The organism is Arthrobacter sp. S41, assembly GCF_004320535.1.
In the GTDB taxonomy this organism is placed as follows: Bacteria; Actinomycetota; Actinomycetes; order Actinomycetales; family Micrococcaceae; genus Glutamicibacter.
In genome coordinates, this window is the sequence record NZ_SIHY01000001.1 from 534,818 (window position 1) to 560,159 (window position 25,342).

General features: G+C 55.8%; 21 protein-coding genes and 2 pseudogenes. 17 read left to right on the forward strand and 6 right to left on the reverse strand.

The annotated features are described in order from the left end of the window. The first annotated feature begins 2 nt into the window (after positions 1 to 2). The gene (locus EYR88_RS02455) at positions 3 to 260 is read left to right on the forward strand and encodes a type B 50S ribosomal protein L31 (RefSeq protein ID WP_131088147.1); all 258 of its coding nucleotides are present in this window, start codon (positions 3 to 5) and stop codon (positions 258 to 260) included. 162 nt (positions 261 to 422) lie between these two features. Next, on the forward strand, positions 423 to 1,478 hold the full coding sequence (locus EYR88_RS02460; protein WP_131088148.1) for a biotin/lipoate A/B protein ligase family protein: 1,056 nt from the start codon (positions 423 to 425) through the stop codon (positions 1,476 to 1,478). Positions 1,479 to 1,559: 81 nt separating this feature from the next. Here the strand turns inward: EYR88_RS02460 and pepN are convergent, their stop codons facing one another. Further along, positions 1,560 to 4,205 carry an aminopeptidase N gene (gene pepN / locus EYR88_RS02465; protein ID WP_131088149.1) on the reverse strand — a complete coding sequence of 882 codons (2,646 nt, stop codon included), beginning with the start codon at positions 4,203 to 4,205 and terminating at the stop codon, positions 1,560 to 1,562. A 66-nt stretch (positions 4,206 to 4,271) separates the two neighbouring features. Next, positions 4,272 to 4,997, reverse strand: coding sequence for a FadR/GntR family transcriptional regulator (locus EYR88_RS02470; RefSeq protein WP_131088150.1), 726 nt, complete (start codon positions 4,995 to 4,997; stop codon positions 4,272 to 4,274). A 141-nt stretch (positions 4,998 to 5,138) separates the two neighbouring features. Between EYR88_RS02470 and EYR88_RS16185 the strand changes: the two genes are divergently transcribed. The 9 genes and pseudogenes from EYR88_RS16185 (at position 5,139) to EYR88_RS02510 (ending at position 13,901) form a co-directional block, all read left to right on the forward strand. Beyond that, positions 5,139 to 5,240: a twin-arginine translocation signal domain-containing protein gene (locus EYR88_RS16185; RefSeq protein WP_131088151.1), complete on the forward strand. Its 102-nt coding sequence runs from the start codon at positions 5,139 to 5,141 to the stop codon at positions 5,238 to 5,240. Between the two features lie 69 nt (positions 5,241 to 5,309). Further along, the gene (locus EYR88_RS02480) at positions 5,310 to 6,746 is read left to right on the forward strand and encodes an ABC transporter substrate-binding protein (protein WP_131088152.1); all 1,437 of its coding nucleotides are present in this window, start codon (positions 5,310 to 5,312) and stop codon (positions 6,744 to 6,746) included. Positions 6,747 to 6,846: 100 nt separating this feature from the next. Next, positions 6,847 to 7,803: an ABC transporter permease gene (locus EYR88_RS02485; RefSeq protein WP_131088153.1), complete on the forward strand. Its 957-nt coding sequence runs from the start codon at positions 6,847 to 6,849 to the stop codon at positions 7,801 to 7,803. 30 nt (positions 7,804 to 7,833) lie between these two features. Next, positions 7,834 to 9,783: pseudogene (locus EYR88_RS02490) on the forward strand (dipeptide/oligopeptide/nickel ABC transporter permease/ATP-binding protein); the annotation flags it as partial. 27 nt (positions 9,784 to 9,810) lie between these two features. Then, positions 9,811 to 10,605 (forward strand): annotated as a pseudogene (locus tag EYR88_RS16130) (dipeptide/oligopeptide/nickel ABC transporter ATP-binding protein); the annotation flags it as partial. A gap of 49 nt (positions 10,606 to 10,654) precedes the next feature. Next, entirely contained in the window at positions 10,655 to 11,602 is a 948-nt protein-coding gene (locus tag EYR88_RS02495) for a dihydrodipicolinate synthase family protein (protein WP_131088154.1), read from the forward strand. Between the two features lie 11 nt (positions 11,603 to 11,613). Next, positions 11,614 to 12,549, forward strand: a complete 936-nt coding sequence (locus EYR88_RS02500; protein ID WP_131088155.1) for an ROK family protein — start codon at positions 11,614 to 11,616, stop codon at positions 12,547 to 12,549. A gap of 11 nt (positions 12,550 to 12,560) precedes the next feature. Beyond that, positions 12,561 to 13,247, forward strand: coding sequence for an N-acetylmannosamine-6-phosphate 2-epimerase (locus EYR88_RS02505; RefSeq protein WP_131088156.1), 687 nt, complete (start codon positions 12,561 to 12,563; stop codon positions 13,245 to 13,247). A 90-nt stretch (positions 13,248 to 13,337) separates the two neighbouring features. Continuing rightward, positions 13,338 to 13,901: a hypothetical protein gene (locus EYR88_RS02510; protein ID WP_131088157.1), complete on the forward strand. Its 564-nt coding sequence runs from the start codon at positions 13,338 to 13,340 to the stop codon at positions 13,899 to 13,901. On the opposite strand, the gene EYR88_RS02515 is transcribed toward EYR88_RS02510, so the two are convergent. Further along, entirely contained in the window at positions 13,898 to 15,310 is a 1,413-nt protein-coding gene (locus EYR88_RS02515; protein ID WP_131088158.1) for a PLP-dependent aminotransferase family protein, read from the reverse strand. The genes EYR88_RS02510 and EYR88_RS02515 overlap by 4 nt on opposite strands. Here EYR88_RS02515 and EYR88_RS02520 point away from each other — a divergent pair. The 3 genes from EYR88_RS02520 to EYR88_RS02530 all read left to right on the forward strand — a co-directional run bounded on the left by EYR88_RS02520 (position 15,309) and on the right by EYR88_RS02530 (position 17,734). Further along, positions 15,309 to 16,256, forward strand: a complete 948-nt coding sequence (locus tag EYR88_RS02520; protein ID WP_131088159.1) for a DMT family transporter — start codon at positions 15,309 to 15,311, stop codon at positions 16,254 to 16,256. The genes EYR88_RS02515 and EYR88_RS02520 overlap by 2 nt on opposite strands. Positions 16,257 to 16,329: 73 nt before the next feature. Further along, positions 16,330 to 17,223 carry a dihydrodipicolinate synthase family protein gene (locus tag EYR88_RS02525; RefSeq protein ID WP_207306500.1) on the forward strand — a complete coding sequence of 298 codons (894 nt, stop codon included), beginning with the start codon at positions 16,330 to 16,332 and terminating at the stop codon, positions 17,221 to 17,223. 67 nt (positions 17,224 to 17,290) lie between these two features. Then, positions 17,291 to 17,734 carry a VOC family protein gene (locus EYR88_RS02530; RefSeq protein ID WP_131088161.1) on the forward strand — a complete coding sequence of 148 codons (444 nt, stop codon included), beginning with the start codon at positions 17,291 to 17,293 and terminating at the stop codon, positions 17,732 to 17,734. A 69-nt stretch (positions 17,735 to 17,803) separates the two neighbouring features. Here EYR88_RS02530 and EYR88_RS02535 read toward each other — a convergent pair whose 3' ends face one another. Further along, positions 17,804 to 19,819, reverse strand: a complete 2,016-nt coding sequence (locus EYR88_RS02535) for an acyl-CoA dehydrogenase (RefSeq protein WP_131088162.1) — start codon at positions 19,817 to 19,819, stop codon at positions 17,804 to 17,806. 49 nt (positions 19,820 to 19,868) lie between these two features. After that, positions 19,869 to 20,528, reverse strand: coding sequence for a TetR/AcrR family transcriptional regulator (locus EYR88_RS02540; protein ID WP_131088163.1), 660 nt, complete (start codon positions 20,526 to 20,528; stop codon positions 19,869 to 19,871). Positions 20,529 to 20,601: 73 nt separating this feature from the next. Between EYR88_RS02540 and EYR88_RS02545 the strand changes: the two genes are divergently transcribed. The 3 genes from EYR88_RS02545 to EYR88_RS02555 are packed head-to-tail and all read left to right on the forward strand — an operon-like array spanning position 20,602 to position 24,096. Then, on the forward strand, positions 20,602 to 21,897 hold the full coding sequence (locus EYR88_RS02545) for an acetyl-CoA C-acetyltransferase (protein WP_131088164.1): 1,296 nt from the start codon (positions 20,602 to 20,604) through the stop codon (positions 21,895 to 21,897). After that, positions 21,897 to 23,234 (forward strand): 3-oxoacyl-ACP reductase, encoded by a 1,338-nt coding sequence (locus tag EYR88_RS02550; protein ID WP_131088165.1) that lies wholly within the window; start codon positions 21,897 to 21,899, stop codon positions 23,232 to 23,234. Before EYR88_RS02545 ends, EYR88_RS02550 begins: the two co-directional genes overlap by 1 nt. A 1-nt stretch (position 23,235) precedes the next feature. After that, a complete protein-coding gene (locus tag EYR88_RS02555) occupies positions 23,236 to 24,096 on the forward strand; it encodes a MaoC/PaaZ C-terminal domain-containing protein (protein ID WP_131088166.1) in 861 nt (286 codons plus the stop codon). A gap of 62 nt (positions 24,097 to 24,158) precedes the next feature. On the opposite strand, the gene EYR88_RS02560 is transcribed toward EYR88_RS02555, so the two are convergent. Next, the gene (locus tag EYR88_RS02560; RefSeq protein ID WP_165477263.1) at positions 24,159 to 25,313 is read right to left on the reverse strand and encodes a glycosyltransferase; all 1,155 of its coding nucleotides are present in this window, start codon (positions 25,311 to 25,313) and stop codon (positions 24,159 to 24,161) included. Between the last annotated feature and the right edge of the window lie 29 nt (positions 25,314 to 25,342).

The following is a 25,342-nucleotide window of genomic DNA, read 5'->3' on the forward strand; positions in this document are numbered from 1 at the left end:
CTATGAAGGCTGATATCCATCCAAAGTACGCCGCTGTGGTTTTCAACGACCTGGCATCCGGCGAAAAGATCTTGACCCGTTCGACCGCAACTTCGGACAAGACCATCGAGTGGGAAGACGGCAACACTTACCCAGTGATTGACGTTGAAATCTCGGCTGCTTCGCACCCGTTCTACACCGGTAAGCAGCGCATCATGGACACCGCTGGTCGTGTCGAGCGCTTCAACGCCCGCTTCAAGGGCTTCGGCGGCAAGAAGTAATACTTCGCCCCTCGCAAGCTTTATGCGACGTGCTTCCATTTTTGGAAGCACGTCGTTTTGCTTTAACGCGACGATTTTCAGCCCTTAATTCAGGATTCGCTGATTCTGTGATCTGCACGCTCGTGCGCTGTGGAAAGCGGTGGTCAGGGATAGACTAGTGGCATGATGCATCATGGTGAATACAAGGTTGTCGGTGGCAAATTAGTCGTTGTAGATCTCGATAGCAAAGATGGAAAGATCACCGACGTTTCACTCAACGGTGACTTCTTCTTAGAACCTGATGAAGCGTTAGAAGACCTCAATGCAGCGGTGCTGGGCCTGCCAACAGACGCCAGCCACAGCACCATTAGGGATGCAGTCACCAAGAACCTGCGGACCGGCGCAGTCATGTTCGGATTTGATGCAGATGCTGTGGCGCGAGTGGTTCGTCGAGCTCTCGGCCACGCAACCAAATGGGAAGACCACCAGTGGGAAGTGCTGGGTCCAGAGATCATCCCGATTGCTGAACAAGTAGCTCTCGACGAAGTCCTCACCCGGCAAATCGCTCAAGGTGTGCGTAAACCAACCATTCGCTTCTGGGACTGGAACGAAGGCGCAGTAGTTATCGGCTCCTTCCAGTCACTGAAAAACGAAGTGGATATGGAACAAGCACAAAACTATGGCATCAAGGTTGTGCGCCGCATTTCCGGTGGCGGTGCGATGTTCATGGAAGCGGGCAACTGCATCACCTACTCGCTTTACGCCCCAGAGTCCCTAGTTGACGGCATGAGCTTTGCCGATTCATACCCGTACCTGGATGCTTGGGTGATGGAAGCGTTGGAGAGCATTGGACTTAAAGCTCACTACAAGCCTCTGAATGACATTGCCACCCAGACCGGGAAAATCGGCGGTGCCGCTCAAAAGCGATTGGCCAACGGCGCTATGCTGCATCACGTCACGATGAGCTATGACATTGATGCTGAAAAGATGACTCAGGTGCTGCGCATTGGCCGTGAGAAAATTTCGGACAAGGGGATTACGTCAGCGGTAAAGCGAGTAGATCCCTTGAAGTCCCAAACAGAGCTGGACCGTTTGGAAATCATCAAGGTCATGATGGATACCTTCGCAAAGCGAACTGGTGCCAAGCCTGCGCAACTTGACGAGGAAACTCGCGCTGCAGCCAAGAAGCTGGCCGAGACCAAATTTGATACCGAGCAGTGGACTGCCCGCGTTCCATAACCGTATTGGTACAGGCAGACAAGGAGCCCGGACCCTCGGATGAAATAATCATCCAAGAGTCCGGGCTCCTGTGTTGTGGACCTACCGGCTGGTGCGACTGAACGCCTGAGCATTCAGCGAGCGTTCCAACTCAGCACGCTCTTCCAAAAGGATTCGCTTCAGTGCTGTAGGAGCTTGAGCATTATCTTCTAGCCATTTTGTGGCGCAGGCTAATGCCTGATTCTGTTCTACCGAGCCATCCAAGTCCTGATGTCCAGGGAACAGGCCCTCGATCACTCGGGTTGCGAATTCCATGCTCATCGTTTCAAAGACGGGCAAGATAGCTGCCCAGAAACGAGACTCGAATGGGGCCAGCAGAGAAGCCGAACCCAGCGAGAATCCCAAGGCTGTGGCGGAGAGAGCGTCATTGGACAGTTCTGACTTCTCGTCGCGAGCCATGAGTACGGTATCGAAGGCAGATTCCTTCACCTGTGCGTCTGGTCGCGCAGCTAGTGCCGTACGTACCGCGTTGTGCGCAATACTTGTTGGGTTCGCTTTGGCCACGGCATGCATTTGGGCTTCAGCTGATGCATCCAGCCGACCCGATGCTGCCAGAGCAACGTACGAGTTCCAGAGCAGCTGCTCATCGACAGTTACCTGCAGACGGTTAGGCTGTTCGCCCAGGAACGCATCAATAACCTCGTTGGCAACTCCGGATCGCGCGAGCCGGGTCAAGATTCGCGCGGTGGTCGTCTGCTGATCGCTGCCCGGTTCAAAGATGGCGAGCCAACCAGTGAGTACCTCAACGGCTTCACTTCGAAGCTCGACGCGCAATTCAGGAGCAACGTACTTGCTGATGGAATCAACCAACTGGTTGGTCAGCACGGTGAATACACCGGCATCGGTAACCGTATGTGCGTGAGCCAAAATGGCCTTGGCGTAGCTCTGTGCGTCCAAGGTCGCCGAGCGCACTGCGTCCCATAGTGAAGCCCAGCAGGTTGCTCGCGGAAGCGAGTCGGTCAGGCCCGAAAGGTTATTGAGCAAAGTGGAACGAGAAGCAGCATCAAATTCGATGAGCGCGTAGGTCTCGTCACCATCGTTGGGCAATAGCAGATCAGGAACTTTTCGGCCCACCAGGAAATCAAGGGCCACGGCCTGGCCTGTGAGTTCTACCGGGACAGAATCGGTACGTACCAGTTTGCCTTCACGAAGTTCGTACGCGCCAACGCTGAGCACATGCGGACGGATGATCCGCTGACCGGAAATGGGATCTGTGCCAAATTGCTCTAACTGAGCCGCTGAAATGAAGCCTTGCTCATCGGTGCTGTAACTGATCTTGAGCTTTGGTACTCCGCTGGTCTTTAACCATGCGTCGGCCCACTGGCGCATATCGCGACCACTGGCAGATTCAAGGGCCTGAAGGAAATCTTCAAGCGAAGTATTTGCGTAGGCATGCTTACGGAAGTAGGAACGTGCTGCATCGCGGAAAGCTTCTGCGCCGACAAAGGCCGCGAGCTGTTTGAGGACGCTGGCTCCCTTGGCATAAGTAATGCCATCGAAGTTCTGGTCGGCAGCCAGAAGGTCAGGGATGTCCGCAACGATTGGGTGCGTCGTTGGCATCTGATCGGCCACGTAGGCCCACGCCTTGCGGCGGGCCGCGAAGGTGGTCCAAGCGGTGGTGAAGTCGGTGGCTTCGTCATTGGCCAGGGTGCCAATGTAATCAGCAAATGACTCCTTGAGCCACAAGTCGTCCCACCACTTCATGGTGACCAGGTCGCCAAACCACATATGCGCCATCTCATGCATGATGGTGTTGCCGCGCTGCTCGTATTGAGCCTCGGTAGCGTGCGAAGTGAAAACGTAGCTTTCAGTGAACGTCACCAAGCCAGGGTTCTCCATGGCGCCGAGGTTGTATTCAGGCACGAACGCCGAGTCGTACTTGCCCCACGGGTAAGGGTAAGCAAACAGCTCATGATAGTAATCCAGTCCGCGGCTGGTCAGCTCTAGAATCTCTTGGCCATCAAAGTGTTCGGCTAACGAGGCACGGCAGGTAGCTGCCATTTCGATAACCAATTCTTCTCCGTCGGGCAATTCTTGGACATGCTCCGCACGTTCCACATGGTACGGACCAGCCAGCACTGCAGTGATGTAGCTGGAGATCGGTGGAGTGGGGGAGCATGCCACTGTTTTGGTGCCGTCGTCGTTAAACACTTCGTCAACGATTGGCTGATTGCTAGCCAAATGCCATGCCGAGGGGCCGGTGAGGGTGAAGCGGAAACTGGTTTTCAGATCTGGCTGTTCGAAGCAGGCGAAAACCCGCCGAGCCTCCGAAGGCTCAAATTGGGTATAGAGGTAGGTTTCCCCGTCTTGGGGATCAACAAAGCGGTGTAATCCTTCGCCGGAGCGAGAGTACAGTGCCTGACCGGTAATCCTCACGGTGTTGGGCGCATCGGTGCGCAAGGTATCCAGGTAGATACGAGCATCGAGTACCGCGCTGGAAAGATCAATAGCCGTTCCATTAACCAGGACTTCTTGAACGGACTCGTGAATGAAGTCGAGGAAGGTATCGGCTCGTTTTGAGGAGAAGTTTAAGGTAGTAATCGAGGTGAAACTGAGCGCGGAAGGATCACTCGCGTTGCCTAAGTCCAGTTGAACTTCAGCGAAGTGCCAAGTGATGTTTTCAGCGCGCCAAGCCGCCTCGTCGCGTCTTAGATTTTCATTGGGTGCGTAGCGTTCTAGTGTGTCCACCATCCCAGCTTAGCTGTGAAATGAATGTTTGAGACCTTGCGGAGTTTACTAATTCGCTTGGTCTTCTTACTCAGAGGCGCGTTTGGCCAGCAAGGCGCGGATCCCGTTGAAGTGTTCTGAAATCAATGACCGGGCAGTACCCACGTCACGGCTGCGAACGGCGTCGAGGATATCTCGGTGATCCTGTGCCGTCTTGGCTGGCTGGGTGATTTCCGTGTCGGTATCGATGGCATCGTAGATGGTCCGATAGACGTCCCAAAACACTCCGAGGAGATTGGTCAAAAGCTGATTTTCTAGCGGTTCAAAGAGGATGCGGTGAAAAGCCTTGTCTTGTTCAACAAAGGTCTCATCGCGTTCGGCGTGAGCTTCCATCTCGGTGACTACCTGCTCTAGTGCCTGCAAATGCTCTTTGGTCACCGACTGAATGGCCAATCCGATCAGTCCCGTTTCTAGTGCTTGGCGCACGTCCACCAGTTCGTTGGCTTCGTGCCCGTGATGCCGGAGAGAAAGCTGTCCACGGAAGGCTAGGGACTCCTGCAATGCGTTGAGGTTTTCCTTGGCTACAAACATGCCAAACCCATGGCGGGTATCAACAATGCCTAGTGCTTGGAGAACCTTGACCGCCTCGCGCAGCGAGTTGCGTCCTACGCCAAGCTCAGCCATCAGTTCTTGTTCTGTCGGCATCGGGTCGCCGGGCAACAAGCCGCGATCAAGGATCAGAGTTGTGATGTCGTTGGTCAGGGTGCGTAGTCGGGCGCGTGCATCTGGCCGGCGTACAGGTGGAGTGCTCAATGGATCCTCCGTTGTCCTTGGGTGCTAATTTAAAAATTGTGAAGTAGTTGACCATAGGGTGTGTCTCGCACTACAGTCTAAACCATAGATGGGACATCCTACGTCCTACAACATGCACTTTTGACCTTGGAGTTGGCACCGATGGCGCTAAAAGAAGTAGCCAATAAGCCCTTTGCACGTCGAGATTTTTTGCGATTCACCGGAATGGTCGGCGCTGCGGCAGCATTTTCTGCCAGCTTGTAGGCTTGTTCCTCGGTTTCCACTAGTACCGGAGGCGGCACTGGCGCCGGCACCGGAACTATTGAAGCCGGCATGTCGTACGCACTTTCCACCGGCTTTGATCCGATGACATCTTCGGGCGCAACTCCATTTGCGGCCAACATGCACATCTTTGAGGGTCTAGTTGATCTTCACCCGGCCACTCGCGAGCCATTCCTCGCCTTGGCTGCAGCCGGCCCAAAGCAAGTTGACGACACTACTTGGGAAGTGGAACTGCGCGAGGGTGCGAAGTTCCATAATGGTGACCCGGTCACCATTGAAGACGTTGTCTACTCATTCGAACGCGTGCTGGATACCAAGAACGCGTCGCTCTTTGCTCAGTTCATCCCTTTCATCAAGTCGGTCAAGGCTAAGGGCAAGACGGCAGTGACGTTCAAGCTGAACTATGCCTTCCCACTCTTTGCCACGCGCATCTCGGTGGTCAAGGTTGTTCCTAAGTCTGTTGCTTCTAAGGATCAGGCAGCCTTCGATGCTGCGCCTGTGGGCAGTGGTCCGTACAAGTTCGTCTCGGCCACCAAAGACGACAAGATTGTCTTTGAGAAGTTTGACGGTTACAACGGCAAGTACGCAGCTACCGCTAGTGGCATGACCTGGTACCTGCTCTCGGATGCTGCCGCTCGCGTCACCGCAATGGAATCTGGCCGTGTCCAGGCTATTGAAGATGTTCCATACCTAGATATGGACCGTCTGGCTTCCAAGGTCACTGTGAAGACCGCGGATTCCTTCGGCCTCTTGTTCTTGATGTTCAACTGCTCCAAGAAGCCGTTCAACGATCCGAAGGTACGCCAGGCACTGCACTACGCCTTGGACACCGAGTCAATCATTAACACCGCATTGTTGGGCAAAGCGAAGCCGGCAAGTTCATACATGCAAGAAAGCCACCCACGGTACATCAAGGCTTCCACCGTGTACTCCCATGATGCAGAAAAAGCAGCCAAACTGCTTAAGGAAGCTGGTGTGGACAAGCTCGAATTTGAGCTACTCACCACCGACACCTCGTGGGTCAAAGACATTGCCCCGCTGATCCTCGAATCTTGGAACAAGATTCCGGGCGTCAAGGTCACGATGAAAAACCTGCAGTCCGGTGCGTTGTATACCGACAACGTTGATAGCGGAAAGTTCAGTGTTGTCGCGGCCCCTGGTGACCCTTCGGTCTTCGGCAACGACCTGGACCTCTTGTTGAGCTGGTTCTACCGAGGCGAAGTCTGGCCAAAGGCTCGCTTCCGCTGGAGCGACACCGCGGAGTACAAGGAACTGCAAAAGCAGCTTGACGCGGCTATCAAGACCGAAGACAACAATAAGGCCATGGAAGCGTGGGGCAAGGCAATCAATATTGTTGCCGATCAGGTTCCCCTGTACCCAATCCTTCACCGTCAGTTGCCTTCGGCTTGGGACGAAAATGCGCTGGAAGGCTTCCAACCATTGCCTACGACCGGCATCTCGTTCGTCGGCGTCAACCGAAAAGCCTAGCTGGCCCATAGCTCCGGTCCGCACCCCGAATCATCGTGGTGCGGACCGGAAACTACTGGCACATTGAACTGCACGCTTCGATAACCAACGGAGTTATTTCATGGGGAATTTCCTCAACCTGCTATTACGTCGCCTTGCTGCACTGCCGGTGATGATCCTAGGCATCTCAGCCTTGGTCTTCATCATCATGAAGCTTGCCCCAGGCGATGAAGCCACCAACGCCTTGGGCGACAGCGCATCAGAGGCGGCCAAAGAGGCCTACCGCGAAGAGCGGGGCCTGAATGACTCGTTGATCATCCAGTATTTCAAATTCATCGGACAACTGATCCGTTTTGATTTTGGTGTCACCACGCCGCCGGCCCAGTCCGTATCAGCAATGATCGCAAAGGCCTTCCCGCTGACCTTGCAGCTAACTTTTCTCGGTGTGATCATTGCCGTGATTATCTCGCTGGCATTCGGTTTGCTCGGAGCTCTATACCGTGACCGCTGGCCGGATCAAGTAGTCCGAATTTTCTCCATTGCAGCCATCGCCACCCCATCATTCTGGCTTGGCATCCTGTTAATCCAGTGGTTCGCACTGGGTAAAAACCCGCTGCTTCCATCCGGTGGTGCGGCTGCCGCCGGCTCCGGTTTGGGCACCTGGTTCATGCACATGATCCTGCCGGCCTTGGCCTTGGCAATCCCCGTTTCCGCATCCCTGACCCGCGTGGTTCGTACCTCGATGGTCGAAGAACTTGACCGCGATTATGTGCGAACCGCCATTGGTAACGGTGTGCCTCGGGGTGAAGTGATCTCCTGCAGCGTGCTACGCAATGCATTGGTCACCCCGGTAACCGTTCTAGGCCTGCGAATCGGCTACCTGCTGGGCGGTGCAGTAGTCATTGAAATGATCTTCTCGCTTCCGGGTATGGGGCAGCTGATCATGAACGGCATTACCAACAAGGACACCAGCCTAGTTCAGGGAGTCACCCTGACCATTGCGCTGACCTTCGTTCTGGTCAACACCATCGTTGACCTGCTCTACTTGCTGATCAACCCACGTATTAGGACGGTGTAGCGATGACCATCATGGGCTCCACGCAACAACCTGGTCACTCGACTCTCCAGCGGCGGCGCACGCTTCAAAGCGCTGCCAATTGGCTCAAAAATAGCTCTGGCCTTCTTGCTGATCATTGCAGTCTTGGCGGTCTTTGCACCGCTGATTGCTCCGCATGATCCGCTAGATACCGGCATTCCAGCCCAAAAGCCGGGTGCAGAACACTCCTTCGGAACCGACCGACTCGGCCGAGATATATACTCGCGCTTGCTCTACGGTGCCCAAGCATCCTTGATTGTCGGCTTGGGCTCCGTGGCCTTGGCTCTGGTCCTTGGTGGACTGCTCGGAGCGCTGGCTGCAACAAGCGCTAAGTGGGCTAATGAAACCATCATGCGCATCATGGACATGGTCATGGCATTCCCGGGCATCGCCCGTGCCGCTGCACTGCTGGCATCACTGGGAAATACTCTGCCGGTGATCATCTTGTCTATCGCCATCATTTACACCCCACAGATCGCCCGTGTTGTTCGAGCGAACGTATTGGCCCAATGGGGCGAAGACTATGTTCGCGCAGAACGAGTGATTGGTGCTGGACGATTCTTCATCCTCGGCAAGCACGTATTGCGTAACTGTGCGGCACCGGTACTTGTTTTTGCCACCGTGATGGTTGCCGACGCGATCATCCTGGAAGCTTCGCTGTCCTTCCTTGGCGCGGGCATCTAGGACCCGGCACCAAGCTGGGGCAATGTGATCTCTTAGGGTCGCAACCTGGTACTCAACGGTGCCTGGTGGGCTACCACCTTTGCCGGTCTGGTGATCTTGTTGACGGTTTTGGCGCTGAACATTCTGGCTGAAGGCATGACCGATGCTCTGGTGAACTCCAAGCGTTCAGGGGCAAAGCCGAAGTCGGATCAACCGGCAGTTCAAAAAGCCCGCCCAACCATGGACGGTGCTGCCAGCGAACGCCTGCGGACTGAATTGGATCTGCTCTCGGTAGCCGAAGCCAAGCGCAATGATCGTTTGGTTCTAGACACCTCCAACGGGGTCCCACGCACCATCTTGGAAGTTTCGAATCTGTCCATTCGCTTCCCCGAACGTTATGGGGATACACCAATCGTGCAGAACGTCTCCTTCTCGGTACGCGAAGGCGAAACCATGGCGTTGGTTGGCGAATCAGGCTGTGGCAAGTCCATTACCTCGCTGGCTATCATGGGTCTGCTCGGTAAGAGTGCAAAGCTGAGCGGTTCAATCACCTTCGACGGCAAAGAACTGCTTCCCGCCACCATCGATGGTGGGACCCTGGCTGGCGATGACAAGGTCTACAAGGGCCTTCGTGGTGAACAAATCGCCATGGTCTACCAAGATGCCCTCTCTAGCTTGAACCCATCCATGCTTGTTGGTGACCAGCTGCGACAGCTGACCAAGCGTGGCGGACGCAAGAGCCCAGAAGAACTGCTGAACCTGGTCAAGCTTGATGCCAAGCGCACCCTGCGTTCCTACCCTCACGAGCTCTCCGGCGGTCAGCGTCAGCGCGTCTTGATCGCTATGGCACTCTCGCGCAGCCCGAAACTGGTGGTATGCGACGAACCGACCACCGCACTGGACGTCACCGTTCAGAAGCAGGTTGTGGAACTGCTCAACGAGCTACGTGAGCAATTGGGCTTCGCTATGGTCTTCGTTTCACACGACTTGGCCCTCGTCGCTTCGCTGGCGCACCGCGTGACTGTCATGTACGCCGGACAGGTAGTTGAATCCGGTCCGATTAGCGATGTACTCAAAGACCCGCACCACGAATACACTCGCGGTTTGCTTGGAGCGGTACTGTCCATTGAATCGCAGTCCGAGCGCCTGCACCAGATTCCTGGGACCGTGCCAAGCCCGTACGACTTTGCTGACGGCGACCGCTTTGCGGAGCGATCCCTACGTGAAGACGCGGATCCATCCCGTCACTTGTCCTTTGTGCCGGTGGCTGCGGGAAGCGAACACCGATGGGCGAGCCATAGTGAAAGAAGTAGGAGCAGCGAAATGAGTCAAGTTCCAGTCATCGAACTGCAAGACATTCACGTGCACCACAAGATTCGTGGCGGAAAACTTTTCAGCCCGCGTTTGGTGAAGGCCGTGAACGGTGTGAACTTTACGGTGCACCGCGGACAGACCGTGGGCATCGTGGGCGAATCCGGCTGTGGGAAGTCCACTTTGGCCTCCGTACTAGTTGGGCTGCAAGAACCAACCAGGGGCAAGGTGCTGTTCAACGGTGAAGTGGTGGCAAAGCGCAACGCGGCCGGACGAAAGGCCTTTGGCCGTTCGGTAGGCGTGGTCTTCCAAGATCCCGCCACCGCGTTGAATCCGCGCATGTCCATTATGGATACGCTCACCGATCCACTGCGCGTACATGGAATCGGCAATGACAAATCCCGCCAAGCCAAGGCGTTGGAGCTGCTGAACGTGGTAGGCCTGCCTGCCTCGGCTGCCTCTGCGCTACCTAGTCAGGTCTCTGGAGGCCAGCGCCAACGTGTAGCTATCGCACGAGCCTTGGCCTTGGAACCGGACGTTATCGTGGCTGACGAACCTACCAGCGCACTAGATGTTTCGGTGCGTGCTCAGGTACTGAATTTGCTAACAGATCTGAAAACCCAGCTGAACTTGGCCATGGTTTTCATTTCTCACGACATTCAAACTGTCCGCTACGTCTCCGACGTAATTTGCGTGATGAATTCCGGAGAAATCGTTGAACGCGGCGACGCTGCGCAAGTTTTCGATTCACCAACCAATGACTACACCCGCACTTTGCTGGGTGCCGCTCCGGCCCTGCTGGAACACTAAAAATCCATAGCCTGCCTAACGCAGGCTTCAGAAGAAAGATCCGATTTCCGTGGCTTATCAGAATAATCCAAAATACACCGGCGTCATCCCACCGGTAGTTACCCCACGCACTGCCGACGGAAGCATTGACACTGTTGGCCTGGACGCCGTAGTTGAGCACCTCATCAAGGGTGGAGTCAGCGGGCTGTTTGTGCTTGGCTCCTCGGGCGAAGTCCCATACCTGACCAAGAGTGAACGCGATAGCGTATTGCGCCAGATCGTTGCCACCAATGCAGGACGAATTCCGGTACTGGTTGGTGCCAGCGAACAGACCACCGCTCGCGTAATCGACGAAGGCTCCCGACTCATCGCTTTGGGCGCCGACGCCTTGGTAGTGACCACACCGTTCTACGCCATCGCTAACGGTTCAGAAATCGAAGCTCACTTCACCGCAATTCACGAAGCGCTGAAGGTCGTTATCTTCGCCTACGACGTGCCAGTTCGTACGCACCACAAGCTGCCATTGGATGTGGCAATTCGTCTTGCTGAATCCGGTGCCATCGTTGGTGTTAAGGACTCCTCAGGCGACGACGTATCCTTCCGCCAGCTGATCCTGGCCACCAAGCATGTCCAGGGGTTCTCGGTCTTCACCGGACACGAAGTTGTTGTGGATGGCGCACTCTTAGGTGGGGCACACGGCGTTGCCCCTGGCCTTGGAAACGTCGACCCGGCCGGTTACCGTCGCCTCTTTGATCTTGCCCAGGCGGGTTCGTGGGCTGAAGCTGCCGCCGAACAGGATCGCCTCGCACGAGTCTTTGACATCGTTTACACCCCGGATGCATCACGAGTCTCTCCTGGCGCAGCCGGGCTGGGCGCGTTCAAGACCGCATTGGTAGAACTGGGTGTCATCTCCTCCAATGCGATGAGCGCACCAATGGTGAACCTGGACGAAAGTGAAGCGGCGAAGATCCGCGAGATCCTTGCCGAAACCGGCCTGCTGGCCGTGGCTGTCAAGTAGGTTCAAAACCAGTGCAAGAAAAACACAGCGGCACCGGCGCAGTGCTGGCCTTAGATGTAGGCGGCACAAAAATCGCCGGTGCCGTAGTCCACCCCGATGGCAGTACTGGCTTTCGTGCCCAACTTCCCACCCCAGCGCAAGCTGGATCTACGGCAATAATTGAGGCCATGGATTCAGTAGTTGCTCAACGGCAGTCGCACTGTGACAGCGTGCCTGTTGGACTAGGTATTGGATCCGCCGGGGTCATCGATCCACACACTGCGAAGGTGGTTTCGGCAACCGATACGATTCTAGGCTGGGCTGGAACAGATCTGTCGGCCGCTCTGGGTGACGCTACCGGGCTAGAAGTGCGCGCCGTCAACGACGTCCATGCGCACGGTTTAGGCGAAGCTCGATTCGGCGCAGGCCAAGGAGCCGACTCGGTCATGCTGCTGGCCGTTGGCACCGGCATCGGTGGTGCGTTTTTCACCTCAGGGCAATTAGTCAGCGGATTCCATCACGTAGCTGGCCACATGGGTCATATCGATTCGCCCTACGCCGCGGGACTTGAATGTTCTTGTGGTCGGTTTGGCCATGTTGAAGCAATCGCTGCAGGACCAGGAATCTATCGGCACTATCAGCGCTTGGCCAACAACCCTGACGTTGGTGACACTAAAGCAGTGACCACGCTGGCCAACTCCGGAGATCAACAGGCACATAAAGCCTTGTACATCGGGGAATTAGCGGCCGGAAGCGCCACTGGTTCTCTGGCCAACGTTCTTGATCCGCAAAGGATCATCATTGCCGGTGGCATGGCCGGAGCCGGCGACATCTGGTGGGATGGGCTGCGCGCAGGCTTCGCGGCTAGCGCCATCAATCTTGTCAGCGGCACCGAACTGAGCGTCGCCAAACTCGGAACTGACGCAGCACTTATCGGAGCAGCAAGCCTGTTCTGGACAGAAAGTTAGAGGAGTAAAAGTTGTTGTTATCAGCGACGGACCTAGAAAAACTACGTGGATCATTGATCGTCTCGGCTCAGGCATATCCGGGGGAGCCGACGCGTAATCCACAGATCATGGCGCAGGTGGCTGCCTCAGCGGTCATCGGTGGTGCCGCGGCGGTGCGAGTTCAAGGCATAGCTGATATTCAGTTCACCCGCTCAGCCGTTGAAGTCCCGGTGATTGGTCTGTTCAAGGATGGACACGAAGGCGTATTTATCACTCCCACCATCCACCACGCATTGGCTGTGGCAAACGCAGGAGCGCATATTGTTGCCTTGGATGGCACGTCGCGTGAGCGTCCGGACGGAAAATCACTTACTGAAACGATTACCGCGGTGCATGAACGTACCGGTGCCTTGGTGATGGCTGACTGCGGCTCACTAAATGATGCATTGGCGGCGGCCGAGGCCGGGGCCGATCTGATCGGAACCACACTGGCCGGCTACACCGGCGAACGAGAAAAGACCGAAGGCCCAGATCTAGAACTGTTGGCGCAGATCGCCGGGGCGCAATTGGGCCGTCCACTGATCGCTGAGGGACGGATCCACACTCCAGCACAAGCTAAATCAGCACTTGATGCCGGTGCTTTTGCGGTGGTTGTCGGCACTGCTATCACCCATCCGGCCAGCATCACCGGCTGGTTTGATCAAGCGATGCGAGGCTAGTTCCAATTTGGTGTCTCTCGTTTCGTGCAGACTAGGAACTGACCTAGGCTTAAGCGCAGAACCTTATTCCTGCACGATCGGAGAAAACCAGTGGACGCTTTCATCAAGGGCCCAAGCAAGCGCGATGTAGCCGGTATGAAAGCCGCGTTTGGTGACGTTGAGGCCGGCGACGTCCTTTCCGTACTCTACAAAACCACTCGATTCGGCAACTTCCTGATTACAGGTGCCGCGCACGCAACGGTTCTTGACGACGTGATGGTAGGCGGGCTCAACGCTGCCGCTGCCAAGAAAAAAGCCAAGGACACTGACGGTGCAGAAGTGATGCAGCGTCAGCCAGATAAGGACGTTCGCGCTTTCCCCGCCATTTTTGAAGGCGACTTTGCGCCAGAAGATATCGAGGTCGCCCAGCTTTCCCACGGAGACTTGGTTGTTGCCTCCTTCAGCCAGAACCCTTATGGCGATTTTGTTGTCACCGGCGTCGTTACTGAAGCGCAGAACGATCACGAGTACTTGATGGTTGGCCCGTGGATCTTGCAGACCGCCCAAGGCCAGGGCTTGCGTTTGCTCTCGGTGCAGCGCGTGGCCGCCAACGGCACCCACGTGGCTCCGGTGCCTACCCGTCGCGGGCTGGTTGAGGTCGACGGGCTGGCTTAGCCGTACTGACTACGCAGGGCTTCGCCGAGAATTCTGGCGCCTTCATCAAAGGCGCCAGGATTTGGCCCCGAATAGTTGAGACGCAAAAATTGTCCAGATTCTTCGGCAGGGAACCAGCTTCCACCCGCAGCAATGGCCAACTTGCGCGTTTCGCAGTCTTGTTCCAACTGCCGCAAGTTGGTGCCATCGGGTAACTGCACCCAAAGGTTTAATCCGCCAGGCGGAACGGACTGCAGGTGAGCTTCGGGGACGTGCCGGTGGAGCGCGTTGATCAGTTGATCTCGTCTATTGGTCAACTGCTGGCGCAATGAACGCAGGTGCGTGCCCCACCCCGGCTGGGTAACAACATCCAAGGCCACCGCCTGCAACGGGCCACTGACGTACATTGACTGTGCCTGGTTATCTGCCAAAATCCGATCACGTGCCGGACCGCGAGCGATCAGCCCGGCCACGCGCACCGCCGGGGAGACACTCTTGGTCAGAGAACGCAGATAAACCACGTGCCCCGTGTCATCGCGGGCGGCCATGGGCGAAGACTCGGTGGAAATCCCGAAGTCCTTGGCCCAATCATCTTCGATCAGAAAAGCGCCACGAGCTTTAACAATCTCTAAAACACGTTCGGACACCAAAGGGGACCACTGTGCCCCTGTGGGGTTTGCAAAATTCGGGTGAGCGTAAAAAGCCCGTGCCCCAGTGCGCTCCAAGGCACGATCCAGTTCGTCGGTGTCTGGCCCGTTAGGCCCAGTTGGGACCGGCACCAAGCTCACACCGACTTGTGCTGCAGCCATAATGGCGCCCCAGTAGGTGGGGGATTCGATGAGCATTGGTTCGCCCTCACCGACCAACGCACGGAAGATCGAGCCCAGTCCGCTTTGGCTTCCAGGCAAAATGACAACATCTCTGGCAGTGGGCGCGCTCAGTCCGGGAAGCAGGTGTTCGTTTAGTTCGGAAGCGAACCATGCTTGTAGCTCGGGAAGACCTGCCGGCTCGGTACGCAGCAGTACCGACTCGGTGCGTGCTACTCGCGCGAAGGCCGACTTCACTAATCTCTGGGGCAACAATTCACGGTCTGGATAACCCGAGTGAAGAGCGATGACATCATTGGGCAACACCCGTTGGCTCGGATGTACCTGAGGCAAATGATTGCGCGTAGCGCCCAATGCTGCGGTCTGCCATCCGTAGTCGTTTGGTCGGGGTACCGGGATAGAGCGCACGAAGGTTCCAATACCCGGGCGTGACTCAATCAGCCCTTGAGTGATGAGAGTGCGTAAGGCTTTTTGAACCGTCACCGGGCTTAGCTCGTAGTCCGCAACAAGTTGGCGGGTGGAGGGAAGCTGGGCGCCGGTTGGTGCAGTGGAAATCCACTCACGCAGTTTCGAGACAAGCCGTTCACTGCTACTGTTAATCATGAAAGACAATAGTACCGCTACTCTGAAAACGCCTCAACCGCTACTGGGGACCTCAGCGGGTTTGATCTGGGGCATAGCTGGCGTCTGCGCCTTCTCGCTCACCGTCCCATTCACCCGAATCGCTGTTTCGGACGGAGGCATGGATCCCTTGTTTGTCGGATCTGGCCGAGCTGTTATTGCCGCAATTTTGGCCACGGCGGCACTTTTACTCACTGGGCAAAGGCCTCCGAACCGCACACAGTGGGCCAGACTGAGTGTTGTAGCCCTGGGCGTAGTCGCAGGTTTTCCTCTGTTGACGTCGTTTGCATTAACCTCGGTCCCGGCCAGCCATGGTGCTGTTGTCACCGCAATTCTCCCAGCAGCAACAGCTGTTGCATCGGTACTGCGAACCAAGGAACGACCTAGATTGCCTTTCTGGCTGGCCGCGGGACTTGGTGCCGTCGTTGCAGTCGTGTTCGCCGCCATTAATGGAGGAGGAATAGCCGGCCTACAAAGCGCAGATATTCTGCTCATTATCGCGGTGATCGTTTGTGCCATCGGCTACGCAGAAGGCGGACTGCTCTCCAGAGAACTAGGATCATGGCAAACAATTTCGTGGGCCTTGGTGCTCGCCTGCCCCATGATGGTTACCCTGACCGCCATCAGTTTGAGCAACAGTATTCCTGCCGGTGGAATTTCGAGTTGGGGTTCCTTTGCCTATCTGGGCATTGTAAGCATGTTCCTCGGATTTGTGGCCTGGTACCGCGGTCTGGCTATTGGGCCAATGTCGACGGTCAGCCAGGTTCAATTGGCTCAACCAGTCATGACGATGGGCTGGGCTGCTCTATTACTGGGCGAACATATCGGTTGGAAAACCCTCTCCGGAGGACTCGCAGTCATTGCGTGCGCGTTGCTGGCAGTCCGCACCAGAAACTCTGATCCTAAATCTACGTTCCTTCGACGCTAGGTGCGTTAGACGTATTTTGCACCTTCGTCTGTCATGATAAATTCACTAGCCAACTATTGGAGTCACATTGAAACTGTTCACCGGTCTGAGCGCATTCCCACTTACCCCGATGAAGGATGAACGAGTGGATGAAGGATCATTCACGAAGCTGATTCAACGATTGAACAAGGCCGGCGTTGACTCGATTACCGCGCTAGGATCCACCGGATCCTATATGTATCTGAGCCGTGAAGAACGCGCTCGCGTAGCGCGCTTAGCAGTCGAACATGCCGGCAACGTTCCTGTGCTTGTAGGCGTCGGTGCGATACGGACGGCCCACGTACTTGAACACATCGATGACGCAAAAGCCGCTGGTGCCGCCGGCGTACTTTTGGCGCCAGTGGGCTATCAAAAGCTGAGTGACGATGAGGTATTTGACCTGTTCCGAGCTGCCACGGAGCACAGTGAGTTACCTGTGGTTGTTTACGACAATCCCGGCACAACTCACTTCGAGTTCAGTATCGAACTCTATGCGCGCATAGCTGCACTACCGGGGATCGCATCAATCAAGATTCCAGGGGTGCCCACCGACCCTGTCGCTGCGAAAGCCCATGTGTCTGCGGTCCGAAAGGTGATTCCGGAGCACGTGAGCATCGGAGTCTCCGGTGATGGATTTGGAGCTGCTGGGCTGATTGCTGGCTGCGACGCGTGGTACTGCGTCATAGGCGGAACGCTTCCGGAACCGGCGCTTGCCATTACACGAGCAGCGCAATCTCAGGATGATGAAGTGGCCCTGCAACTTTCGGGTCAGCTGAATCCAATATGGGAACTGTTTGCTGAATTCGGTGGCAGCCTGAGGGTAACTGCAGCCATCGCCGAACACCTCAAACTGGTGAACCACAATTGCCTTCCGCTACCAGTTCAAGGGCTAAACTCTGAACAACGAGAAAGAGTAGCTCAGGTTCTTAAGGAGCTTCCCGCTAGATAGCCTTTACCTCTAGCCTGGAGCCAGATGAGCAGCTGTTAGCAATCAGAGCATTGGAAGGTTTTCTATCGTGGCACGCATCGTGAGGTTTGATCACATTGGTATCACCGTCGCGGATATCGATGAAGTCGCTAAGTTCTTTGTGAGCCTAGGCCTGAGCATTGAAGGACGAGCCGATGGACTGGAAGGCGAATTTCTTGAAACCGTCAGCGGAGTGCCCAATTCGCGTACGAATATCTTGATGCTCAAGGCCCCCGACAGCGAGGTAGGTATTGAGCTTTCCAGCTTCGAGAAACCGGAGCATGGCCCGGGACAACCGTACGCTATGGCTAATGAACTAGGCCTGAGATCTCTTGCCTTTGAAGTTGATGACATCGTGGCCGTGATATCCGAGCTAGATGCACAAGACTATACATTGATTGGCGGTCTCGGTGAATATGAGGGTGTCTGGAAGATGGCCTACATCAGGGGACCCGAGGGGCTAATTGTTGCCCTGGCCCAACGGCTTTCCTAAACAGCGAAGATCGCTTAAACAAATGTGGCGTCCACACTCATTTTGAGTGTGGACGCCACATTATTGTCTTTAGACAGAAGCCTTCTTTAGCGACTTCTCACTGATCGGAGCATTGTCGCTGGCGCGTAAAGCTCGGAAGTACTCCATCGCCTCGTCTTGACGCTGCGCTTCTCCACCGGAGGAGATGTCGGCACGCAGGTGGTCTTGGGTGTAGCCGAAAGCATCCACCAAGTCCTGAGCGTGTGGACGTAGGCGGGCGAGCAACCGGTTGAGGTAGCCGGGAAGGGTGCGTGCACGCTGCATCGACAGGTGTCCGTTGGCCAAATACCAGCCCAAATCCTCTTCGATCAAGGTCAGCGCAAATACATCGCGCAACCAGGTCACGACCTCTAGGGTTGCTGGATCCTCGATCTTTGCCAGTGCAGCTGTGAATGCTTCCCAACGCAAGAGCTCACCGTGATCTCGTGCCGCAGAAATGAGCAGATCCTGATTCTCGTTGAATGCTGCTGCACCCTTGGCCTTGTCCTTACCAGCCGCACGCAACGCATTAGCTACTTCAGCAACCTTGGCATTGATGCGTTCGGTGAGTAGCGCACGCTGGTTGTCAGCATCCTTGAAGAAGTTAGCGCTCTTACGCTCGTCAGAGGCATCCGCAAATGCTTGGCCAACCTTGCGTAGACCAGAACGGTACAGTGCGGTAGTACCAACCTGTCGAGCAGCGAACAACGCCATGGCACCGTTATCAAGCTTGCGGAACTCCGAAGCGTAGTCCGTCAGCAGACGCTTGCCAACCAACTGAAGCAACACGTTGTTGTCACCTTCAAAAGTGACGTAGACGTCTAGGTCTTGGTAGAGCTGGGTGAAACGGTTCTTTGCGATAAAGCCTGCGCCACCGCAAGCTTCGCGGCTCTCTTGAAGCGTATCCAGCGCGTCCCAAGTGCTCAATGGCTTCAGCGCTGCCGCCAACGTTTCTAGATCTTGGCGATCATCATCGCTGTCTGCGCGGCCGGAGAAGACAGCATCAAACTTGTCCAACAGACCATCGTGAGCAAAGGATGAGGCGTAGGTTCGTGCGATGCGAGTAATCAATCGGCGCTGATGACGCTGATAATCAAGCAACGTGGTCTCTTCGGTATCAGAGGTCGAATTGAACTGACGGCGCTGGTTGCCGTAGGTGACAGCGATCTGCAGAGCAATCTTCGATGCGCTGGTCGCTGCGCCGTCCAATGAAACACGGCCCTGGACCAGGGTGCCGAGCATGGTGAAGAATCGGCGGCCCGGCGAAGAGATCGAGGAGGAGTAGGTTCCATCTGCGTCGACATTGCCGTACCGGTTGAGCAGGTTGGTGCGGGGGACTCGTACGTTGCTGAAGTGCAGGCGTCCGTTGTCGATACCGTTCAAGCCGCCCTTGAGTCCATCGTCTTCGCCGCCAATGCCGGGCATGAAGTTGCCCTGCTCGTCGCGAATTGGAACGTAGAAGCAGTGCACGCCATGGTTGACGCCCTTGGTGATCAATTGGGCGAAAACGGTTGCGGACTTGCCATGCAAAGCTGCGTTGCCAAGGTACTCTTTCCACGCCGCCTTGAACGGAGTGTGAATGACAAATTCGTCGGTGGCTTCGTCGTAGGTGGCGGTGGTGGCCACTGCAGCCACGTCTGAGCCGTGACCAATTTCAGTCATTGCGAAAGCGCCTGGCGTCTGCAGGTTCATTGCATCCGGGAGCCACTTAGCGTGGTGCTCTTCGGTACCAAGGTGAAGTATGGCACCAGCAAAAAGACCCCACTGGACGCCGGCTTTGATCTGCAGTGATGGGTCTGCGGCCACGAGCTCCTCGAAAGAAGCGATGGATCCACCATGATCGTCGTAACCACCGAACTTCTTCGGGAAGGCACGCTGGACAGCTTCTTCTTCAACCAGCAAGCTCAACTGTCCCAGAACGCGTTCGCGGTGCTCATCCATCGCCAATGATGGGTCGCGCTGCAGATCTGGACGTGCGGCGCGTGCGCGAGAAGCCTTGCGAACTTCCGCGTAGGGGCCAAGCAACTGTTCGGCCAGGGCAGTGACGTTGATGCGGTTCTCGCTCATGACGTACCTTTCATTCCTTGATGATTCAGTGAATTCGTTTTTACGATCTTTAGGCATTGATCTCTACCGAAGTTGAGGTGATTCCGTAGGCAAGCCAGTTGGTTAGTTCGAGCGCCATCGCTTCGAGACTCGGCTTTGAATCGGATGCGGGTAGGCGAAGCCATTGTTCTCCAGCTGCACGAACCATTCCCAAGGCTGCTCGGGGCCAAAGGCTCAAGGCAGCGGGGGTGGCTTTTTCGTCATAGAGCTTTAACAGGCGAATGCTAATGAGAGAGGAGGCTTCATCGAAAAAGTCGTTGAGTGCTCCGGCTGATTCATCATCCGCTGATCGCTGTGCGCCTGTGACGAAGTAATACAGATTTGGGCTGTTCGTGGCCAGCTCAAGGTAGGCAGTAACCATGGCGTGTAAGGAGCTGAGTTCTTTGTCCTTGGCCAGGGCTGCGGCGATAACCCTTTCGCGGAAGTCGTTAATGACCTTGGCGCTGAGCGCTTGGCGTAGCCCTTCCTTGTCACCGAAGTATCGGTAATAGACAGGCTTGGAGGTCTTTGCGTGGCTAGCAATGTCTTCCATGGAAACTTGTGGGCCGAGCTTGTGCACGGCCTTACGAGCTAACTTAAGCAGTTCCTCATGGCGAGCGGTGCGATGCGCCTGCCAGCGGACGGCCCGGCCGTCTGTTTCACCTTCTAATACTTCAGTGATCTTGTTCACGTAACTCAGAGTATCATGTACTCTTGGTTACAGTAATACGTGTCACAACAATCTTTGTAGGAGCTTTTTGAACATGAGCCAGCAGTCTGCGCGCAACGCCGTGATCATCGGTGGCAACCGTATCCCATTCGCCCGTTCCAACACCGCCTACGTCAATGCATCAAACCAAGACATGTTCACCGCCGCACTCGAAGGGCTGATTGCACGCTTCGGACTGCAGGGTGAACGCATCGGCGCCGTGAGCGGTGGCGCAGTACTAAAGCATTCCAAGGACTTCAACCTGATCCGCGAATCTGTACTCGGATCCTCCCTGGACCACGCAACTCCTGCCTACGACGTGCAGATGGCTTGCGCGACCGGCATGGAAGCAATCGGTTCCCTGGCAAACAAGATCAAACTTGGTCAGCTTGAATCCGCAATTGGTGGTGGCGTAGACACAACTTCCGACGCACCAATTGCTGTATCGGAAGCCCTGCGTGGCATTCTGCTAGAGCTATCCCGTGCACGCAGCACCAAGGCAAAGCTTGCTGCCCTTGCAAAAATTCGCCCTGCACACTTGGCACCTAACGCACCAGGTACCGGCGAACCGCGTACCGGACTGTCTATGGGCGATCACCAGGCACAGACCACCAAGGCCTGGGGCATCACCCGCGAAGCTCAGGATGAACTAGCTTTGGCCAGCCACAAGAATCTGGCCGCCGCCTACGACCGCGGATTCTTCAACGACCTGGTCACGCCATTTAACGGCCTTGCCAAAGACAACAACATGCGCGCCGATTCCAGCATGGAAAAGTTGGGTAAGCTCAAGCCAGCCTTCGGCAAGAATCTTGGCGACGAAGCAACCATGACCGCCGGCAACTCAACCCCGCTCACCGATGGTGCATCGGCTGTTCTTCTTGGCAGCGAGGACTACGCGCTGAGCCATGACCTACCGATGCTTGCCAACTTTGTGGACTTTGAAGCAGCTGCTGTGGACTTCGTTCATGGCGCCGAAGGTCTACTGATGGCACCTGCGTACGCCACCGCTCGGATGCTCAAGCGCAACAACCTCACCTTGCAGGACTTCGATTTCTACGAGATCCATGAGGCGTTCGCGGGCACCGTCCTTTCGACCCTCAAGGCCTGGGAAGACGAAGAATTCTGCCGCGAGAAGCTCGGACTAGACGCGCCACTGGGCGCTATCGACCGAACGAAGCTCAACGTTAACGGTTCATCGCTGGCAGCAGGACACCCATTTGCCGCTACCGGCGGTCGCATCATCTCCAGCACCGCAAAGATGCTGCACGAAAAGGGTTCCGGACGCGCACTGATTTCTGTCTGTGCCGCAGGCGGACAGGGCGTAGTAGCAATTTTGGAGGCACGTAGCTAATGGCTGATAAGTACATGGAACTCGTAAACACGGGAGCCACCAAAAAGCTGGCCAAGCTCCTTGGCCTCCCACGACCACCGCGCCTACGCCGATACAGCGTTGATAGCCCACTGCTACCAGGCCCATTGTTGGTGCTGGGTACCAGTGCTCGTGCTCAAGAGCTCAGCGATGTTCTGATCTCTTGGGGACTTGATGTGCGTCGCCATGATGCAGGGGACGCCAAACTTGGTGGTCTGTTGTTGTTGCTTGATGAGGCAGCGCATCCAGAAGAACTTTCACCAAACATGCTTGCCGCAGGTCGCGCCCTACGCCAGCTGCTGCCCGGCGCACGTGTTGTCTCATTCTCCCGTCCAGCGCTTGCAGAAGATGAACCGGCTCTCGCCGCAGTACGTCAGGGCATCGACGGTGCCATGCGTTCGGTTGGCCGTGAAGTGCGTGCAGGAGCAACCGCCAACGGTATTGTGCTGGAAAATTCCACCAGCATCGTTAGCCCCAGTGCGCTGGCAGCACTTCGCTTCTTCCTCTCGGGTCGTAGCGCCTACGTGGATGGTCAGTTCCTGACCGTGCGTAATGAACAGGGTGTTCTTCCAGAAGACTTCGCCAAGCCATTAGCCGGCAAGGTCGCAGTTGTTACCGGTGCAGCACGCGGTATTGGTGCGGCTATTGCTAGCACCTTGGCCCGCGACGGTGCACAGGTTGTAGTGGTTGATATGCCACAAGCAGGGGATTCCTTGGCCAAGGTGGCGAACTCCATCGGAGCGACTACCCTTCAACTTGATGTCACCGCCGCTGATGCTGCACAGCAGATTATGGATCATGCCATCGGCCGTCACGGCTCATTGGACCTGGTGATCCACAACGCCGGCATCACTCGTGACAAGCTGCTGGCCAACATGGACGCAGCGCGTTGGGATTCGGTCATCGCTGTGAACATCGCGTCTCAGTTGCGTATGAATGAGGCGTTCCTGGCCGCTGGGTTGCCAAACCTTCGTATCGTTTCGTTGGCGTCGACTTCTGGCATTGCTGGAAATCGTGGGCAGTCCAACTACGCTGCATCTAAGGGCGGAGTTATTGGCATGGTGCGTTCCAGCGCCAAACTATTCGAAGCCAACGGCGGCTCCATTGCAGCCGTTGCACCGGGTTTCATCGAAACGGACATGACTTCGAAGATTCCTCTTGGTACGCGCACCGTGGCACGAATGGTGCTTCCATCCCTGATGCAGGGTGGTTTGCCTCAGGACGTGGCCGAGGCGATCAGTTTCTTGGGTTCAGATTCTGCTGCTGGACTCAACGGTCAGGTACTGCGCGTTTGTGGTCAATCGCTGGTGGGTGCCTAAGGTGAGTGCATTGATCGTTTCTGAGATTCCTTCGATGGCTTCGGTGTATACCAAAGCCGTGAAAACTTTGGGACGTAAGCCAAAAAACCCTCAACTCCCGCAGACCGTGTTGGTGTATCAAGGTGCCAAGGCGGATCCGGCGAAGCTCACCGAGTTCCGCAAGGCGGTGAATGCACCAATGAACACGGTTCTGCCCAGCCTCTATGTGCATTCGTTGGCATTCCCGCTAGCCATGTCCTTGATGCTGCGTAACGACTTTCCATTGCCGCTGTTAGGGATGATCCACCTGAGCAATCAGGTCAGGGTTAACCAGCCTCTGGGCGAAGAGGAAGCCTTTGATATTGAGGTGCACAGTGAGAATCTCACCGCTCATGCCAAGGGGGCCACTTGCGATTTGGTGATTCGAATTGTTGTTGAAGGCCAAGACCGCATGCTCTTGCGCAGCACGTTCTTAGCTAAGGGAGTTAAACTCCCTGAATCTCAACCGGTGGCAACAGAGCATCCAGAGTTCGTTGCCCCAGTGCGTACTGCTCAATGGAAACTTGATAGTGGCACCGGTAGGCGCTGGGCGAAGGTGGCGGGGGACTACAACCCAATTCACCTTTCCGCGTTGAGCGCGAAGGCCTTGGGAATGCCAAGTGCCATCGCTCATGGAATCTATCTGGCCGCTCGTGCCTTAGGTGGGATTGAACCCAGCTCTGGCGACTATTCGTGGAACATTGAGTTCAAAACTCCGGTGGTTCTACCTGCAACGGTAGACCTGGCTTTTGAACGAAATTCAACGGGATATGTGGTTAATGCTTGGCATGCTCGAAAGGGTAAGCCGCACTTCGAACTGGAACTAGCGACGACTGGTCACTGATGAGAAAAGCTCTGGTCTCTGACTCACCAATACGTGAGTTGGAGACCAGAGCTTTTTACTGTTTATCGCTGAAATTGTGATTGCGCCTGCCGGTAACTGGCCAGCGTGGCAACACCTGCTCGTTCCCAGGTGAACAATCCGGAATGTTCCAGAGCGCCGTGGCCGGCAAGGGTGATTAGCTCTGGGTTTCCGGCAAGTTCTATAAGCTTTTGCGCCCAAAGCTCTACCTCAGGTTCGGCCATAAGCCATCCAGAGACGTTGTTGTTGACCGCATAGGCCAACCCTCCCACGGCGTTAGCTATCACTGGTGTTCCGCATGCTTGAGCCTCCGCCGCCACCAGACCAAAAGTCTCCGAGAGGGAGGGCACAGCAACAACATCAGCGTTGGCAAAGGCGAGAGCGAGTTTGTTTGGCTCCAACGGATCATAAAAACGGACCACGTCTTGTAGGCCTTCAGTGCTCACTATCGATTTCAAATCGTAGTCTGAGGATCCGGATAGGGAGCCGAAGAGCGAAGCGGTGATACGCAGGTTTGGAGCTTGTCGTTTGGCCTCACCAATTGCCTGAAGTAAGAGGTGGGCACCCTTCAGCCGTTGCATGCGCCCTGCATAAACTAGATGCAGGTCGTCTTCACCCAGCGGTCGACGCAGCTTGTCTTGGTTTGGGTGGAAGACGCGGTGGTTAACGCCGGGCAGAACTACGTCGAGTTTGTGGGAATCGACTGAATAGAATCGCTCTAGCTGATTCGCCTCAACAGGGGTATTGGCAATAATGCGTGAGCACTCTAGCAGCAACTGTTCTTCGGCAATTTTTCGATTTTCAGGTTCCGCTATTCCTGATTCATGTTCCTTGGCTGCAGCTGAGGTGTGCATCGAAACTACGAGTGGAACAGACCATTGTTTTGCCAGGCGCAGGCCCACCATGCCCGATAGCCAGTAATGCGCGTGAACAATGTTGATCTTCAGCCCGTGCAGATGTTCTGTGATGGCGCTAATCGACGGATCAATAATCGAGGGCAGGTCTTCTTTGGACAACTCCTGCCCGGCAGCGATTTGAATTTGATGCATCCAGACACCTTCACCAACCTGAACGGATTCAGATTCGCCCGCGGTGCGCGTGATCATGTGCACCTCATGACCCAAGGCGCCTAATGCGAAGGAGAGATTCTGAATATAGACGTTCATGCCACCGGCATCGCCTGAGCCAGGTTGTTGCATCGGCGAAGTATGCAAGGACAGCATGGCTA

What these genes read in the sequence shown, in the direction of transcription:
- EYR88_RS02455 (WP_131088147.1), top strand. Translation starts at nt 3, where the DNA reads ATGAAGGCTGATATCCATCCAAAGTACGCCGCTGTGGTTTTCAACGAC.
- EYR88_RS02460 (WP_131088148.1), top strand. Translation starts at nt 423, where the DNA reads ATGATGCATCATGGTGAATACAAGGTTGTCGGTGGCAAATTAGTCGTT.
- EYR88_RS16185 (WP_131088151.1), top strand. Translation starts at nt 5,139, where the DNA reads ATGGCGCTAAAAGAAGTAGCCAATAAGCCCTTTGCACGTCGAGATTTT.
- EYR88_RS02480 (WP_131088152.1), top strand. Translation starts at nt 5,310, where the DNA reads ATGTCGTACGCACTTTCCACCGGCTTTGATCCGATGACATCTTCGGGC.
- EYR88_RS02485 (WP_131088153.1), top strand. Translation starts at nt 6,847, where the DNA reads ATGGGGAATTTCCTCAACCTGCTATTACGTCGCCTTGCTGCACTGCCG.
- EYR88_RS02520 (WP_131088159.1), top strand. Translation starts at nt 15,309, where the DNA reads ATGAAAGACAATAGTACCGCTACTCTGAAAACGCCTCAACCGCTACTG.
- EYR88_RS02515 (WP_131088158.1), bottom strand. Translation starts at nt 15,310, where the DNA reads ATGATTAACAGTAGCAGTGAACGGCTTGTCTCGAAACTGCGTGAGTGG.
- EYR88_RS02535 (WP_131088162.1), bottom strand. Translation starts at nt 19,819, where the DNA reads ATGAGCGAGAACCGCATCAACGTCACTGCCCTGGCCGAACAGTTGCTT.
- EYR88_RS02545 (WP_131088164.1), top strand. Translation starts at nt 20,602, where the DNA reads ATGAGCCAGCAGTCTGCGCGCAACGCCGTGATCATCGGTGGCAACCGT.
- EYR88_RS02550 (WP_131088165.1), top strand. Translation starts at nt 21,897, where the DNA reads ATGGCTGATAAGTACATGGAACTCGTAAACACGGGAGCCACCAAAAAG.
- EYR88_RS02560 (WP_165477263.1), bottom strand. Translation starts at nt 25,313, where the DNA reads ATGCAACAACCTGGCTCAGGCGATGCCGGTGGCATGAACGTCTATATT.